This is a genomic window from Agrobacterium vitis, assembly GCF_013426735.1.
Taxonomy (GTDB): domain Bacteria; phylum Pseudomonadota; class Alphaproteobacteria; order Rhizobiales; family Rhizobiaceae; genus Allorhizobium; species Allorhizobium vitis_D.
This window is the reverse complement of record NZ_AP023272.1, coordinates 2,357,497-2,372,137: the sequence shown is the minus strand read 5'-3', so window position 1 is coordinate 2,372,137 and position 14,641 is coordinate 2,357,497. Positions and strand designations below refer to the sequence as shown.

At 54.3% G+C, this 14,641-nt stretch carries 17 protein-coding genes and 1 riboswitch; of the genes, 10 read left to right on the top strand and 7 right to left on the bottom strand.

What is annotated here, in order from left to right:
- Positions 1-456: 456 nt before the first annotated feature.
- Both H1Y61_RS10930 and H1Y61_RS10925 read left to right on the top strand, forming a co-directional pair.
- Positions 457-825 (top strand): Hpt domain-containing protein, encoded by a 369-nt coding sequence (locus tag H1Y61_RS10930; RefSeq protein WP_015916025.1) that lies wholly within the window; start codon positions 457-459, stop codon positions 823-825.
- Between the two features lie 215 nt (positions 826-1,040).
- Entirely contained in the window at positions 1,041-1,361 is a 321-nt protein-coding gene (locus H1Y61_RS10925; protein ID WP_015916026.1) for a 2Fe-2S iron-sulfur cluster-binding protein, read from the top strand.
- Positions 1,362-1,433: 72 nt separating this feature from the next.
- Here the strand turns inward: H1Y61_RS10925 and H1Y61_RS10920 are convergent, their stop codons facing one another.
- A complete protein-coding gene (locus H1Y61_RS10920) occupies positions 1,434-2,090 on the bottom strand; it encodes a DUF922 domain-containing Zn-dependent protease (RefSeq protein ID WP_235680689.1) in 657 nt (218 codons plus the stop codon).
- Between the two features lie 278 nt (positions 2,091-2,368).
- Between H1Y61_RS10920 and folP the strand changes: the two genes are divergently transcribed.
- From folP to folK, 3 genes are all read left to right on the top strand, one after another.
- The gene (gene folP, locus H1Y61_RS10915) at positions 2,369-3,262 is read left to right on the top strand and encodes a dihydropteroate synthase (RefSeq protein ID WP_180572616.1); all 894 of its coding nucleotides are present in this window, start codon (positions 2,369-2,371) and stop codon (positions 3,260-3,262) included.
- On the top strand, positions 3,255-3,623 hold the full coding sequence (folB, locus tag H1Y61_RS10910; protein WP_060715509.1) for a dihydroneopterin aldolase: 369 nt from the start codon (positions 3,255-3,257) through the stop codon (positions 3,621-3,623). The genes folP and folB overlap by 8 nt, the downstream gene beginning before the upstream one ends.
- A gap of 61 nt (positions 3,624-3,684) precedes the next feature.
- Entirely contained in the window at positions 3,685-4,161 is a 477-nt protein-coding gene (gene folK, locus H1Y61_RS10905; protein WP_235680891.1) for a 2-amino-4-hydroxy-6-hydroxymethyldihydropteridine diphosphokinase, read from the top strand.
- Between the two features lie 316 nt (positions 4,162-4,477).
- On the opposite strand, the gene H1Y61_RS10900 is transcribed toward folK, so the two are convergent.
- Positions 4,478-4,765 (bottom strand): hypothetical protein, encoded by a 288-nt coding sequence (locus H1Y61_RS10900; RefSeq protein ID WP_180572614.1) that lies wholly within the window; start codon positions 4,763-4,765, stop codon positions 4,478-4,480.
- A gap of 412 nt (positions 4,766-5,177) precedes the next feature.
- On the opposite strand from H1Y61_RS10900, the gene H1Y61_RS10895 reads away from it, so the two are divergent.
- From H1Y61_RS10895 to H1Y61_RS10885, 3 genes are read left to right on the top strand one after another with little or no spacing between them, the layout of a single operon-like run.
- Positions 5,178-5,690: a hypothetical protein gene (locus H1Y61_RS10895; RefSeq protein WP_180572613.1), complete on the top strand. Its 513-nt coding sequence runs from the start codon at positions 5,178-5,180 to the stop codon at positions 5,688-5,690.
- A 44-nt stretch (positions 5,691-5,734) separates the two neighbouring features.
- Positions 5,735-6,502, top strand: coding sequence for a calcium-binding protein (locus H1Y61_RS10890; RefSeq protein WP_180572612.1), 768 nt, complete (start codon positions 5,735-5,737; stop codon positions 6,500-6,502).
- Complete coding sequence (locus H1Y61_RS10885) at positions 6,411-7,607, top strand: M10 family metallopeptidase C-terminal domain-containing protein (RefSeq protein WP_180572611.1); 1,197 nt, start codon at positions 6,411-6,413, stop codon at positions 7,605-7,607. Before H1Y61_RS10890 ends, H1Y61_RS10885 begins: the two co-directional genes overlap by 92 nt.
- Positions 7,608-7,708: 101 nt before the next feature.
- On the opposite strand, the gene gcvP is transcribed toward H1Y61_RS10885, so the two are convergent.
- The 3 genes from gcvP to gcvT are packed head-to-tail and all read right to left on the bottom strand — an operon-like array spanning position 7,709 to position 12,088.
- Complete coding sequence (gcvP, locus tag H1Y61_RS10880) at positions 7,709-10,573, bottom strand: aminomethyl-transferring glycine dehydrogenase (RefSeq protein WP_180572610.1); 2,865 nt, start codon at positions 10,571-10,573, stop codon at positions 7,709-7,711.
- On the bottom strand, positions 10,570-10,932 hold the full coding sequence (gene gcvH, locus H1Y61_RS10875) for a glycine cleavage system protein GcvH (protein ID WP_180572609.1): 363 nt from the start codon (positions 10,930-10,932) through the stop codon (positions 10,570-10,572). Before gcvH ends, gcvP begins: the two co-directional genes overlap by 4 nt.
- Before the next feature lie 16 nt (positions 10,933-10,948).
- Positions 10,949-12,088 carry a glycine cleavage system aminomethyltransferase GcvT gene (gene gcvT / locus H1Y61_RS10870; RefSeq protein ID WP_180572608.1) on the bottom strand — a complete coding sequence of 380 codons (1,140 nt, stop codon included), beginning with the start codon at positions 12,086-12,088 and terminating at the stop codon, positions 10,949-10,951.
- A gap of 151 nt (positions 12,089-12,239) precedes the next feature.
- A riboswitch (glycine riboswitch) is annotated at positions 12,240-12,326 on the bottom strand.
- Between the two features lie 264 nt (positions 12,327-12,590).
- On the opposite strand from gcvT, the gene H1Y61_RS10865 reads away from it, so the two are divergent.
- The gene (locus H1Y61_RS10865) at positions 12,591-13,103 is read left to right on the top strand and encodes a copper chaperone PCu(A)C (protein WP_180572607.1); all 513 of its coding nucleotides are present in this window, start codon (positions 12,591-12,593) and stop codon (positions 13,101-13,103) included.
- A 99-nt stretch (positions 13,104-13,202) separates the two neighbouring features.
- Here the strand turns inward: H1Y61_RS10865 and H1Y61_RS10860 are convergent, their stop codons facing one another.
- Together H1Y61_RS10860 and H1Y61_RS10855 are read right to left on the bottom strand one after the other, a co-directional pair.
- Positions 13,203-13,415 carry a hypothetical protein gene (locus H1Y61_RS10860; RefSeq protein ID WP_180572606.1) on the bottom strand — a complete coding sequence of 71 codons (213 nt, stop codon included), beginning with the start codon at positions 13,413-13,415 and terminating at the stop codon, positions 13,203-13,205.
- Positions 13,416-13,623: 208 nt separating this feature from the next.
- The gene (locus H1Y61_RS10855; protein ID WP_041696588.1) at positions 13,624-13,920 is read right to left on the bottom strand and encodes a hypothetical protein; all 297 of its coding nucleotides are present in this window, start codon (positions 13,918-13,920) and stop codon (positions 13,624-13,626) included.
- A 217-nt stretch (positions 13,921-14,137) separates the two neighbouring features.
- Between H1Y61_RS10855 and crcB the strand changes: the two genes are divergently transcribed.
- The gene (crcB, locus tag H1Y61_RS10850; protein ID WP_156547744.1) at positions 14,138-14,515 is read left to right on the top strand and encodes a fluoride efflux transporter CrcB; all 378 of its coding nucleotides are present in this window, start codon (positions 14,138-14,140) and stop codon (positions 14,513-14,515) included.
- Positions 14,516-14,641 lie beyond the last annotated feature (126 nt).

The following is a 14,641-nucleotide window of genomic DNA, read 5'->3' as shown; positions in this document are numbered from 1 at the left end:
CCGACCGGATTGCTTATAAGGCCCGGCAAACGCGGCTAACACCTTAATCATCCAGTCCCCGCACCCATTTGGCCGGTTTTCCCGGCCATCCGGACTGAATTTCGGCAGATCTCGCCGGATTTGCGCATAATTCCCTGGGCTGCAATGGTCATCCATAGCACTACAGGGACTAGCAGCAAAGCCTTGAGGTCATCTGCCTTTCTACCCGTTCCGTAGTGACACATTCCAGATACTGTTACAATTAACGGCACCGCTTATCCCAAAGAGATATCAGGCTTATTAACACAATTTAAAGGATCTCAGGCCGCAAAAACACATAATCTGACGGCCTTTAACGGAAATTAACCATAAGGATAAATATCCGCAGCCGTCTGGCCCGAATTTAACCCCAATCCCACGATTGACAACCATCCTGAATATGAGAACCATATCATAACAAAAAGGATCTTAAGGGTCATGGCTGCCGTCAACATCGCTTTCGAAGCTCCAGAAGTACAATCCGGACTGAGCCCGTCCAAGGCAAGGCCGATCGATCTGGTCCATCTTGCCACGCAGACCATGGGCGATAAGGCCTTGGAAATCGAGGTTTTGCAGATGTTTGCAAAGCAGGCGCGCAGTTGTCTGCAGGGTCTCGCCAATGCGTCCGCTGATCCGGTTGCCATCGCCCATCGCCTGAAGGGTGCGGCCAGCGCCGTCGGCGCCTTCAAGGTGGCAGAAGCGGCTGCCGAAGTCGAAGGCAAAGGCCCCGATGCAGCCCGGATTGCGGCAATTACCGCAACTGTGGTTGAAGCCGAGCATTTCATTCTGAAGCTTTGCCGTATCTGAACCATCGTGATGTGTCCGCGCCAGTCGAGGCTTACAGGTTACTATGCACCGGTTGACTGGTATGCGGATTTGTCAGAAGACTGCGCGCCTGACGGCTGCGCCGGCCGCTGATATCAGCGGCCTTGTTCATCCGGTCAGAGTGTCGTCTTTGTCTTCATCGCCGCGATGTGCTGACTGTTGCGCGCGGCGTGCTCTTCAAGCCCCGGATAGATCCCATGACCCAGTTGACCATTGTCGCCTTTGATGGCACCCGCTTTGACCTTGATGCCGCCGATGGCTCGACCGTGATGGAAAATGCCGTGCGCAATTCGGTTCCCGGTATTGATGCCGAATGCGGCGGCGCCTGCGCCTGCGCCACCTGTCATGTCTATGTGGATGAGGCCTGGGTTGAAAAGACGGGTGGTCCGGCGCCGATGGAAGAGGATATGCTGGATTTCGCCACTGATGTACGGCCCAATTCCAGGCTTTCCTGTCAGATCAAGATCGCCCCGGCGCTGGCCGGTCTTGTGGTGCATGTGCCGGAGCGCCAAGGCTAGTCCACGCATGCGTTTTTCTGCTATGGAAAGCGCGCGACATCTCACAGGAATGTGTCGAAGACGCTGGCTCTGTCAGTCGTGATGGGCTTGCGTCTTCGTGTAGCGATATTTCAGCAGCCTCATGATCCGGTCGTTGAAATTAACCGCTTCGATGCGGTCAAACCGCAACTGGTCGGCGTCGTGTTCCTGCGTGACCTGATCCGTCAACATCGAGACCTCTTCCTGAAGCTCTTCGCAGGAGGTGGCGCTGGGTAGAGCCTTTAACTTTTGATCGAGGTCGCGGGCGTGCTGCACGGCGATTTCGGCATGGCGGGATTCATGGCGGTTGATATCGGCCGATAGCGTATCCCAGATCAATCCCAGTTGCGGGTTGGCCGATCCGCGGTTTTTCCAGCGCGGCACAATCACCTTGATCGATACCGTCACCTTGATGTTGCCAATCGCACAGCTGCCCCGATGACGAACATAGTCCATGGTGCCGCCAAAACGGATGCGGGTCGCGCCCGGGTGGCGAGTTCCGGTGCTGACTGTGTGCGGGCCTTTGCGCTCCAGTTCGTGGTCGAGATCAGTCGCTGTCCGCCCGCCAATCGGGAAATAGACGGTTGATTTGCGGACAATGGTTTCCGCCTGCGCCATGCCTGCCGTGCCGATGACAACGAGTACCACGCCGGAGGCGATCACGCGGGAGACGAGCGCGGCACAAACCAGAGTGCCTTTTCTTTTGGCCATTGAACGTATCCACGACATTGAACTTGGTCCCGGTTTGGGGCATACAGCGCCGACATCGACCTGATGTGCCAGCCATTCTGAACAACCCTTGTTTTTCAAGGTGATCTTCACTGCGAATTTCAGCCGTTTCAAGGAAAGGCCGCATAAATTCCCGAACCCGACCGGATTTAAGGAAATATGCTGCTGGCATAAAGTGTTACGGCCAGTCTTGTTGCCTTGTATATGGCGTCCTGCGCCGTCTCGGCAACGGTCTTTTCTGCAAGGCATGAGGAAACCGCGTGAAGATCTCAACTCAGCAATGGCGCCTGGCCCATGGCCGCAGCCTGACGCTCGGGTCTCAGGCCCGCCTGATGGCGATCGTCAACGTCACCCCGGATTCGTTTTCCGATGGCGGCGCCCATTCCAGCCGTGACGAGGCCCTGCGCTTTGCGCTGCAATGTCTCGAGGATGGCGCCGATATCCTCGATATCGGTGGCGAATCGACGAGGCCGGGGGCGGAGGCCGTCTCCGCCGCTGAGGAGCAGGACCGCATCCTGCCGGTCATCGAAACCCTGGCGCGCGACACCGACGCGCTGATCTCGGTGGATACCTATCGGGCCGAGACGGCGCGGCTGGCGCTGGCCGCCGGTGCCCATATCATCAACGATGTGCATGGCTTGCAGCGCGAGCCGGAGATTGCCGATGTGGCTGCCGCAGCCGGGGCAGGGCTCTGCATCATGCATACCGGTCGGGGCCGCGACGTGCTGGCCGATCCGATTGCCGATCAGCGGCTGTTTTTCGAACGCTCGCTTGCTATCGCCCGGAATGCAGCTGTAGCAGCAGAGACGATTGTGCTCGATCCCGGCTTCGGCTTTGCCAAGGAAACCGTGGAGGCCAATATCGGTCTGATGGCGCGTTGCAATGAATTGCTCGATCTGGGCTATCCGCTGTTGGTGGGGACGTCGCGCAAGCGCTTCCTCGGCACATTGACCGGACGCGACGCCGCGGGGCGTGATGCGGCAACGGCGGCAAGCTCGGTTCTGCTAAGACTACAGGGGGCTGCCATATTCAGAGTACATGATGTAAGGACAAATCGCGATGCCCTGGCAGTGGCGGATGCAATGCTAACCATGGCCCCCGATGACGGGCCCGCCGCGCAGGCGCGGCTGCGGGAAGGACGGATCGATGGCTGAGACCTATACAATAACACTAAAGAATTGCGGGTTTTTCGCCCGTCACGGCCTGCATGAGCAGGAGAAGTTTCTGGGCCAGCGGTTTTTCATCGATGCCGAACTGGAACTGCGGTTTTCCTCGGCTCTGGAAACCGATGAATTGGCCGGAACGGTGGATTATGGCGTGGCCTTCAACCTCATTGAAGAGATCGTCACCGGCAAGCGGCGCTATCTGATCGAGGCTTTGGCGCTGGATATCGCCAAATCGCTATGTGAGAGGTTCGAACAGATTCTGCGGGCGAAAATCACTGTGCGCAAGCCGAGCGCGCCGATTACCGGCATGCTCGATTATGTCGAGGTTTCCGTTGACCATCATCGATAAGCGCGCCCCGGTGATCGCAGCGCTCGGGCTGGGTGGCAATATCGGCGATCCCGCGCATGCCATGGCAGCCGCATTGAAAGCCCTGGATGAGCGCCCGGACTGCACGGTGTTGGCCGTCTCGCGCCTTTATCGTACACCGCCCTGGGGAAAGCTGGATCAGGCGGATTTCTTCAATAGCTGCGCGCTGGTCAGCACCACATTGCCGCCCTCCGCGCTGCTTTCGGTCTGTCTCGAACTTGAGCGGGTGATGAAACGCGAGCGTCGGGAGCGCTGGGGCCCGCGCACGCTCGATATCGATATTCTGCTCTATGGTGAACAAAATATCGAGGAGGATCACCTGTCGATCCCGCATCCGCGCATGGTGCAGCGGGCTTTCGTTCTTCAGCCACTCTGCGATATCGGTAGCGCCCTTGTGGTAGAGGGCCGAATGGTGGCCGATTGGCTGGGGCAAGCGGACACCCATGATATCGTCGTCGCCGATACCGATCCGCTTTGGTGGAAGAGGGCTGATACCTGGAGTCTGTCAGGTTCACACTGAACCAGGCAAACTCCAGATTCTTTTGTTTTCGTTTGTTTTTTTAGGAAAACCGGGTTCCACTTTTCCCTGACAAACTCTGGAGGCGTCGAAGAGCGCGCTTGGTATTCCTTCATAGGAAGAGGTCGGCAAAGCTTCCGACTTTGCCGACCTCTTTATAGAGCCTACTCGCTTATAGAAAAGCCGCTTCTACTGCATCATTCCTTAAATGGGAGGAGAAAATTATGCAGTAGGTTTAAAGTGTTACAGCGTCCTTTGTACGTTTTAACGCACGGCGCTGTCGCGGTTCAAACCTCCACTTTCGGTGAAGGCCTTGAATTTATGGCCGCTGCGGCTTGCAGGGGGCCTTGGACCCCACGCCGCAGGTCGTCATCGGATCGACCGACTTGCCGCGATGCTGTTTTGCCGCTTTTTGAGGAGGCAGCTTGTTTTGATGCGTTCGCTCGCGGGTGACGGCTTTCTTCTGTGCTGGTTTGCCAGGCTTCGATTGGCAATCGCTCATGCCGCCCTTGACGCAACGGTCGCTGTTAGGAGCCTGAGCAAAGCCCTGGTGGGCAGAGAGGATCAGGGCAGAGGCAAGGGCAAGGCTGGTGAGAAAACGGGTCAATGGATCTTCCTATTCTGTTGGTTACACAAAAGCTGCCGTGCAATCAGAGGGATGATAACAGGACAAGCTTCTTGTTTGATTATTTTCAATAACAAATTTTTGTCATTAATTTGATTCCTTAAATTATAATTTTCGGTGCGTTTTCATAATCGGTTGTGAGGCCGCCTTCGGCAGGAGAACGCGAAATCGGTTTTAGCTCCGTCAAGCGTACCTGCCATAATCATATTCGCTTGACACCTATGGCGTGCTTTGAATATTTGATCCAATCAGGGGTGTTATTTTGTATTCCGACGGGCGTTTCAGGGATGCTCTGCGTTTTCGCTGAGAGTGAATTTCCTATGTTTTATCGGATCAGGCCGCACCCTCGTGATTTGGGATGCGCTTGGAGAGGTGCCAAGGAGGTTTTGATCTTGTGAGCAATATGAACAAGAGGTCCTTCAGACCAATTGCAGCCTTGGGTATCGTGCTGATTGGATATTTCTCTTGGTGCAAGCTTTATGCTGAGCCAAAAGCAAAAAATCTTATTATTGCTGAAATGCGTTTAAAGCAAGAAAATCGACGCGGTGGGGCGGATATAAAGGGGTGTAAAGTAGATCGTGATAATTACATAGAGTGCAAAGAAGAAATATTTGAATATAAATTTGATTATTGGTGGAATAATAAAAGTAAAGAAAATATAGAAAATATTATTTATAAAAAATATATAGATTCATTTTATGATTTTAAAAAAGTTAAATATTGGATGGCGTGTGAAGGTTTTATGATTTTAAAATCGTCAGATTCAATGAACATTTCAAGTCCTTCGTATTATGGTTATTCGTTATTTGATGATTATTTATTTTGGTTCGCATATCGAGTTTCCCTAGATGTACGTGAGGAGCCAGATAGAAAAATAAAAGTCAGAATTGGTTTCACCTACTTATGATTTTCTGGTGCGGGGAAAATTTATAGCTATCGTAAAGCTATACGTTGCGGCCAATCAAATTTCACCTTCTGGCTGGGGGGCATTTACAAATTGTTGGGGAAGACGAGAATGGCGAGTTGTTTGAATTGGAGGTTCAAGCTGGCGCCAATTGGATTGTCTATGGTGACGGGAGTCAACTTCATATTGAAAATACTCCGGGGTATGGTGAGCCTGAGAATTACAAAATCGCTGAACTCGATCTAAGCGGGCGAAATGCCAACGACGTTTGGGAGCTTTTAAAGCAAATATCGGCGTCGATTGATGATTATATCATAGATTATACGGCTGATAATAATAGTAATACCTATGTAAATACAATGCTAAATGCTGTGGGTATCAACGTTTCTTCTTATATTGACAGCATAACGCCCTCAAATGTCACCAATGGATTTCCGGGCTTGAATGCGAATGATGGTGCCCACGTTGCTTACCAGGAGATCGCTTTTCAGGTTAGCGGAACTGACGCAGCCGATATCATTCGGGGCGGTATCTGGGATGACGTTCTGGCTGGTGGCCAAGGACGTGACGACATCGCTGGAGACGTCGGTGCAGACATATTAGTTGGCGGGGCAGTGCACGAGGGCTTCAAGGCGGATGATCTTCAGGATGGGAATTATGTAAAGATCTACCATCCTGAATGGGACGACGGCGCACGTGACATACTCAATGGCGGTGAAGGGGATGACGTTTTTCTGGTTTCTGGCTCGATTGCTGTTTATCCTACTTGGTTTGCAGATGAGCTTAACAGGAATTGGGTTTCGAGAGAGTGCTGAAGCGATAAAGACCCTTGACCTCATTGATGGGTCAGACAAGAATTTTACCGTTTACGCGCAAAGCTCTACGGAAGATGGTTCGGAAACCTACGTCACGAACATCACGGCAACGGAGCTTGAGCAAGCAACCAATGATATTGATGATGATTTAGTTAACCGTGAATTCGCCTCTCTTTATGTAAATGGTGACTATGCGGATAGTTGGATTTCTAGTATTGGTTTTCATAATTTTGTATTTGATGATATTGGAGCTGTTCTTGTTGTTACTGTTGAAGATGACTATAAGACGTCCTTCGCCCAGTACGGCGTTACAAATTTCATAACTTATGATCCGTCATCTACCGAAGACTGGGTTTTTGTCGCCAGTGATTCGCACGGTAGTGGCGATAATGCTAACGCAATCAATGGTGGCAACGCTACAGAAAGTAGGTCAGCAGAAAGTTTTGCCGGGGCTGATTTCACTCTCAGCAATGGATGGGATCTCGCTTATGGCGGCACTTTGAACGATATGTTTCGCTTAGGCTTGTACAGCGTTGGTGACGATATTGTATATGGCGGTGGCGGTCAGGATACCGTTGATTATAGTGGCGAAACGCAAGATTTGACCATTACCTTTACCGGAGTTGTTTCCTCAAGCGGGGAAAAATTTTGGAAAGTGAGTGGTGACGGTGAATTCTCTCAGTCGGGAGGAAATCAAAGTTATTATACCTACGATGACAAACTTTTCAGCATTGAAAATATCACTGGAGGAAGTGGAAACGATACCATCACTGCTGGAGAAGATGCTAACACTTTGAATGGCTCCGAAGGTGATGATATCCTCGCCGGAGGAGCGGGTGATGATTATCTGATCGGCGGCGCGGGCGCAGATATCTTCGTTTTCAGTTCTTCGGCTCAAGGCGCAGACTGGATTGAAGACTTCACTGTCAATGAGGATCGTATTGATATTTCTGATATCACCTCGTTCGACGATTTTTCTGACGTAATTGCAATTGCCGAGGAATTGGATGGAACGACTTGGTTGAAGTTCGATGAAACGAATTCCATACGCCTGCAAAATGTTGCGCTACATAGTCTTTCAGCCAATGATTTCATGTTGGCTTGATTCAGATACTTTGACAGGCGAAATACTCATTCTAGGCCTCCCCATTCAGGGAGGACTATTCTTAGGACAATAAAGATAGACTTCGATACTTGATCTACTGCTTACTCAGCCGCCTCAGCATACTCGCTCATCGGCGGGCAGGTGCAGACCAGATTGCGGTCGCCGTAGACGTTGTCCACGCGGTTGACGGAGGACCAGTATTTGTCCACGCGGAATGCGCCCGGTGGGTAACAGGCCTGATCGCGGCTGTAGGGACGATCCCATTCGCCAACCAGATCTTCCACCGTATGCGGTGCATTTTTCAGCGGGTTGTTGGTCTTGTCCATCCGGCCTTCTTCAATGGCGCGGGCTTCTTCGCGGATTGCCAGCATGGCTGTGCAGAAGCGGTCCAGTTCGGCTTTGGTTTCCGATTCTGTTGGCTCAATCATCAGCGTGCCAGCCACCGGCCAGCTCATGGTGGGGGCGTGGAAGCCGCAATCGATCAGGCGTTTGGCAACGTCATCCACGGTTACGCCAGCGCTGTCGGCCAGCGGGCGGGTGTCGATGATGCACTCGTGCGCCACCCGGCCTGAGGCCGAGGTGTAGAGTACATCATAGGCCCCGGTCAGGCGGGCGGCGATGTAGTTGGCGTTGAGGATGGCGACCTTGGTGGCTTGTGTCAGGCCTTCGCCACCCATCATCAGGCAATAGGACCAGCTGATTGGCAGAATCGAGGGTGAGCCGTAAGGGGCGGCTGACACAGCACCGGGGCGACCATCGGTTTCCACATGGCCGGGCAGGTAAGGCGTGAGATGGGCTTTGACGCCAATCGGCCCCATGCCCGGACCACCGCCGCCGTGCGGAATGCAGAAGGTTTTGTGCAGGTTGAGGTGGGAAACGTCCGAGCCAATATCGCCGGGGCGGGAAATGCCGACCATGGCGTTCATATTGGCGCCGTCGAGATAGACCTGTCCGCCATGGGCGTGGGTGATCTCGCAGATTTCCCGCACGGTTTCTTCAAACACGCCGTGGGTGGAGGGGTAGGTGATCATGCAGCAAGACAGGTTTGCGGAGTGCTGCTCTGCTTTAGTGCGGAAATCGGCCAGATCCACGTCGCCATTGTCCAGCGCCTTCACCGGAACAACCAGCATCCCCGCCATCTGGGCGGATGCCGGGTTGGTGCCATGGGCCGATGTTGGAATGAGGCAGACGGTGCGGTGCGTATCACCCTTGGCAATGTGATAGTTGCGGATGGTCAAAAGACCCGCATATTCGCCTTGCGCGCCAGAGTTTGGCTGCATCGAAATCGCATCATAACCCGTGACGGCGCAGAGCTTTTCCGAGAGATCGTCGATCATTTCCTTATAGCCCAAGGCCTGATCGGCTGGGGCAAAGGGGTGGATGTCGGAAAATTCCGGCCAAGTGATCGGCAGCATTTCGGCTGTGGCGTTCAGCTTCATGGTGCAGGAGCCAAGCGGAATCATCGCCCGGTCAAGCGCCAGATCGCGGTCTGACAGACGGCGGATGTAGCGTGTCATTTCGCTTTCCGCGCGGTTCATGTGGAAGATCGGGTGGGTCAGATATTGGCTGGTGCGCAGCAGGCTGGTGGGCAGGCGATAATCGGGTGTGAAATCTCCCACGGCGAAATTGCCGCCAAAGGCGCGCCACACGGCTTCCAGCGTGGCAGGGCGGGTGCGCTCATCCAGCGAGATGCCGATTTTTGTCGTGCCGACTTTGCGCAAGTTGACGCCTTCAGCCACTGCCGCCCGTAGGATCAGGCCCTGCATATGGCCCACTTCCAGCGTGATGGTGTCGAAGAAGGTTTCTGGCTCAATGGTAAAGCCAAGCTTTTCCAAGCCTTTGGCCAGCAGAACGGTTTTCTGATGCACCTGCTGGGCAATGGCCTTCAAGCCTTGCGGACCATGGAACACCGCATACATTGAGGCCATCACCGCCAGCAGCACTTGGGCCGTGCAGATGTTGGAGGTGGCCTTTTCGCGGCGGATATGCTGCTCGCGCGTCTGGAGCGACAGGCGATAGGCGCGGTTGCCGCGTGAATCCACCGACACGCCGACAAGACGGCCCGGCATGGAACGCTTGATGGCATCCTTCACCGCCATATAGGCAGCATGTGGTCCACCATAACCCACGGGAACGCCAAAGCGCTGGCTGGAACCGATGGCAATATCGGCACCCATTTCACCGGGGGATTTCAGCAGGAGCAGAGCCAGCGGATCAGCGGCCACAGCGGCAATGGCTTGGGCGTTGTGGAGCGCATTGATCAGCGGGGTAAAATCGCTGACATGGCCGTGCGTGCCGGGATATTGAAACAATGCGCCAAACACTTCGCCGGGGTTGAGATCGGTGAAGGGATTGCCAATCACCACCCCCCAGCCCAAAGGCTCGGCGCGGGTCTGGATCACGGCAATGGTCTGCGGATGGCAATTGGCATCGACAAAGAAGGCCTTGGCCTTGGATTTTGCTACGCGTTCTGCCATCGCCATGGCTTCGGCAGCAGCGGTTGCCTCATCCAGCAAGGATGCGTTGGCCACGTCCAGCCCGGTCAGATCGCAGATCATGGTCTGGAAGTTGAGCAGCGCTTCCAAGCGTCCTTGGGAGATTTCCGGCTGGTAAGGCGTATAGGCGGTGTACCAGGCCGGGTTTTCCAGAATGTTGCGCTGGATGACGGGCGGCGTGATGGTGCCGTAATAGCCCTGACCGATCAGCGAGGTCAGTGCTTTGTTTTTGTTGGCGGTTTCGCGCAGCTTGTCCAGCGCTTCGCGCTCGCTCATGGCCTGGCCCCACACTAGCGGCGCGGATTGGCGGATTGAGGCGGGAACGGTAGCGGCAATCAGCCCGTCGAGGCTGTCATAACCCACGGTCTTCAGCATCTCGTCCATTTCAGCCGGAGAGGGGCCGATGTGGCGACGATTGGCAAAATCATAGGGCTGGTAATCGGTAAACTGAAATTCTGTGGGCGTGGTCATGCGATCAGCTCGTTGTAAGCGGCTTCATCCAGAAGGACTGCGGCGTCATTGGGGTTGGCGAGCTTCAGCTTGAAGAACCAGCCAGCACCACGCGGATCGGAATTAACCAGCGATGGATCATCAACAATCGCCTGATTGATCTCGGTCACTTCGCCATCCAGCGGACAATAGACGTCAGAAGCTGCTTTAACGCTTTCAACGGTTGCGGCCTGACTGTCTTTTGCAAACGTGCTACCGACTTCTGGCAGCTCTACAAACACCAGATCGCCAAGCTGTTCAGCGGCGTGGGCGGTAATGCCAACAATGGCGATATCGCCTTCAATTTGCAGCCATTCATGTTCAGAGGTGAATTTCAACATGGGTCTCTCCGGAGATTTAGCGTTTGTAGGTGGGTGTGATGAAGGGCAGGGTGGCAACAGCAACAGGCAGATATTTGCCGCGCACTTCTGTAAAAAGCTGGGTGCCAACATTGGCATGGTCTGCAAGGACATAGCCCATGGCAACGGGGCCTTCGACCGTGGGGCCAAAGCCACCAGAGGTGACTTCGCCAACCTCAACCTTGCCTTCCGCATCAGCAAACAGTTTGGAATGGCCGCGCACAGGGGCTTTGCCTTCGGGCTTCAGGCCAACGCGACGGCGTGAGGTTCCGTTGGCCAATTCCGCCAAAATGCGCTCCGCGCCGGGAAAGCCACCTTCGCGATCACCGTCAGCGCGGCGGGCCTTTTGAATGCCCCATTCAATCGCGCCTTCTACCGGGCTGGTGGTGGTATCGATGTCGTTGCCATAGAGGCAAAGGCCAGCTTCCAGCCGCAGGGAATCGCGGGCGCCAAGGCCAATCGGCTGACAATCCGGATGATCCAGCAGCACTTTGGCAAGCGCTTCGGCCTTATCCGCTGGCACAGAGATTTCAAAGCCATCCTCACCGGAATAGCCAGAGCGCGAGACGATGCAGAGCGTATCCAAAAGCGGAATTTCGCGCACATCCATAAACTTCATGCCGGAGACGCCAGCCCAAAGCTCTCCCAACACCGCCTCCGCACGCGGGCCTTGCAGCGCCAGAAGGGCGCGGTCTTCCAGAACCTCAATGGTGCAGCTATCCGCAAGATGCGCCCGCATATGGGCAATATCGACATCCTTGCAGGCCGCATTGACCACCACAAACAAATGATCGCCGCGATTGGTGATCATCAGATCATCCAGAATGCCGCCTTCAGCATTGGTAAAAAAGCCATAGCGCTGGCGACCTTCTTTGAGGGCCAGAATATCGACTGGAACCAGCGTTTCCAGCGCAAGCGCCGCATCTTCCACCTTGCCGGATTTTGGCTTGAGCAGCACTTGCCCCATGTGGGACACATCAAACAGGCCTGCGTTGGCGCGGGTGTGCAAATGCTCTTTCAACACGCCGGCGGGATATTGCACCGGCATATCATAGCCAGCAAATGGCACCATGCGGGCACCAAGCGACAGGTGAAGATCATAAAGGGGGGTGCGTTTGAGGGCGAGATGGTCGTCCAAGAGGCGTCTCCACTGTCATGCGCATCGCGCATAGGCTCAAATTCAGGCACAGCTGTGCCGGTTCATGAGCCCCCTCTGTCCGTTTGCCTGAGATTGTTATCCCTTCGGCGCGGCTTGGTTTTACAATCAAGCCTCTCTCCAGAGTGCAGTTTACGCCTTGTGGTCCGTTTGCCTGAGAGTTTCCGGGGCGGTTGCTCCTTCGGCACCGGATTAAACCGGATTCTCCCTACAAGGTGATGGCGCAATTATCCGGAGTGGGGGGCTCTTGGCAAGTGCTACCGGTCGTTCTCAGCCAAATTTTTGTCGCAGTGCCGCGCTGTTTGATCCAGGGCAAGTGCACGTTCAATGACCGTGATAAAGCAATATTATTATACAGCCTGCGGATAGGGTGTCGGGCGCGGAGATCTCTTGCTTTCCCTCGCCAATTCGCTCAGGTTCGAGATAAGTGCTTTCGGCGCAACGGAGATTGCCGCTGGCAGACTTGGGAGAGAGGAAGACAATAATGACCAAGACATTTTTAGCTTCAGCCATTGTCATCATGCTTGCCGCCAGCGGGGCTGCGTCAGAAGAAATGGATCATGCCGCCATGACGGCAAAGGGCGATATGGCCGCGCCCGCGCAGGTGATTACCGCGACACTTGGATCGCTTAAGATCAGCGATGGCTATTTGAAAGCGATGATCCCGGGCCAGCCCGTCGGCGGTGGTTTCGTAACGATCAACAATACCGGCTCCGTGGAAGATAAGCTGATTGCAATCTCATCGCCGCGTGCCATGCGGGTGGAATTGCATGAAATGGTCATGCAAGGCACGATCATGAAAATGAGAAAAATACCAGATGGTTTTGCCATTGCCCCAGGCGCCACATTGAAAATGGAACCGGGCGGTTACCATCTGATGTTCATGGGTGTGCAGATGCCATTCAAGGCGAACCAGACTATACCGGTAACGTTAACCTTCGAGAAGGCCGGAACGCTCGAACTGGCGATGCCCGTGGTGACGATACGCGGCAAGTAAAACGCCGCGCCAATGGGCGCGGCGCCAGTTCATTTCGATAATGGTTCAACTTCGGTCATCATTCGAGACCAGCCGTCTTGCGTTGTCGGAAAGCTCACATCAACCGGTTCCGGCATCGACATTTGGCTCATCTTGTTGCCCTGGCAGGGTTCCGCTGCCGGGCGTTTTCTCCCGGTCGATCAAATGTTCCTTGGAATGCGGTCCGGCTGGAAGATTACCAGCCGCTTGTCCGGTGTTGCCAGACTTCGTTCCGGCAGGAATAGGTTTTTCCGTATGTTCGACAGCGTTACGGGCTTTAGCGTCCTTATGCATCGCGAACCTCCTTTATGCAGCATCATCCCTTTAACGAGATCCGTTGAGGGCATCATGCGCCAGGTCTATACGTTGCATCCTGCGAAACTTATGCGCACTCGCGCAGCAGCATGCAGCGTCGATGACAAACGCGGACTGTGTGATGTTGTTCCGGTAATGGCTTACGACAATCGGAACGCTGGGCTCTGCATCATGCTTTCAGGCTTGATTACGCTTTGAGGCCGGCATCCTCGGATTCCTGATAGGCCTGTTTGGTTTCTTCCAGGCTGGCGCGGGGTTGCTTGTTTTCACCCGCCTTCATGAAGTGCAAGCCGATGGCCGAGCTATCCCGCAGGGTTTCGATGGCCGTGCGGTTGATGCCTTGCGTCTTGGCAATTGCCTTTTTAACGCTGATCTGTCGGTTGATCTGTTCGACATAGGTTGAGCGGCCTGGCTTTTGCACCGGCTTCAACGTATCCGAAATATAGCCGGCCGTTGTGGCCGAAACCGAAAGAACTTGAACCATGGCACTCACATGATCTGTTTAGCTGTTGCCATTTCATCACGACAAATTCTATCGTGACTTAAATAAATGAATCGCATTTTAAAGACCGACCGAATTCCAGCGGTTTGTGTTGAGAAAAACATGCCGGGAAAGCTGTAAACTGCGTTGATTTTTTCTTTGCCCGTCCTGCCGGGTGACGCACAAAGGGATGCAGGAAACAAGCGAGGCCCGGAAAACGATGAAGGACGTGATATATGTTGCCCTTGGTGGCGCGGTCGGGTCGGTCTTGCGATATTGGATCGGCATCGTCACAATCAGGCTGTTCGGTCCGTTTCTTCCCTGGGGTACGTTTTCGGTCAATATCATCGGGTCTTTCTGCATCGGATTGTTTGCCGAAATGATCGCCCGCAAGTTTGATGCGTCAGCCGATCTGCGCATGCTGCTGATCACCGGTCTTCTCGGCGGCTTCACCACGTTTTCGGCCTTCATGCTGGATACGGTCAGCCTGGCGGAACGCGGCGACCTTCTCTGGCCGGCCTTTTATGTGGCGGCCAGTATCGGCTTTGGCGTTGGCGCGGTGTTTGCGGGACTTGCCGTGGGACGTTGGCTTTTCTGATGGCCTGTCTGTTTCAGGCGTTTTTTCACAATCGCGATTTCACACGGGCGCAGAAATGGGTTAAAGCCAGCCCACAATAGAATTGACAGGGTTTGGCGCGCGTGCGCCCAAAGGAACGAAAGACGT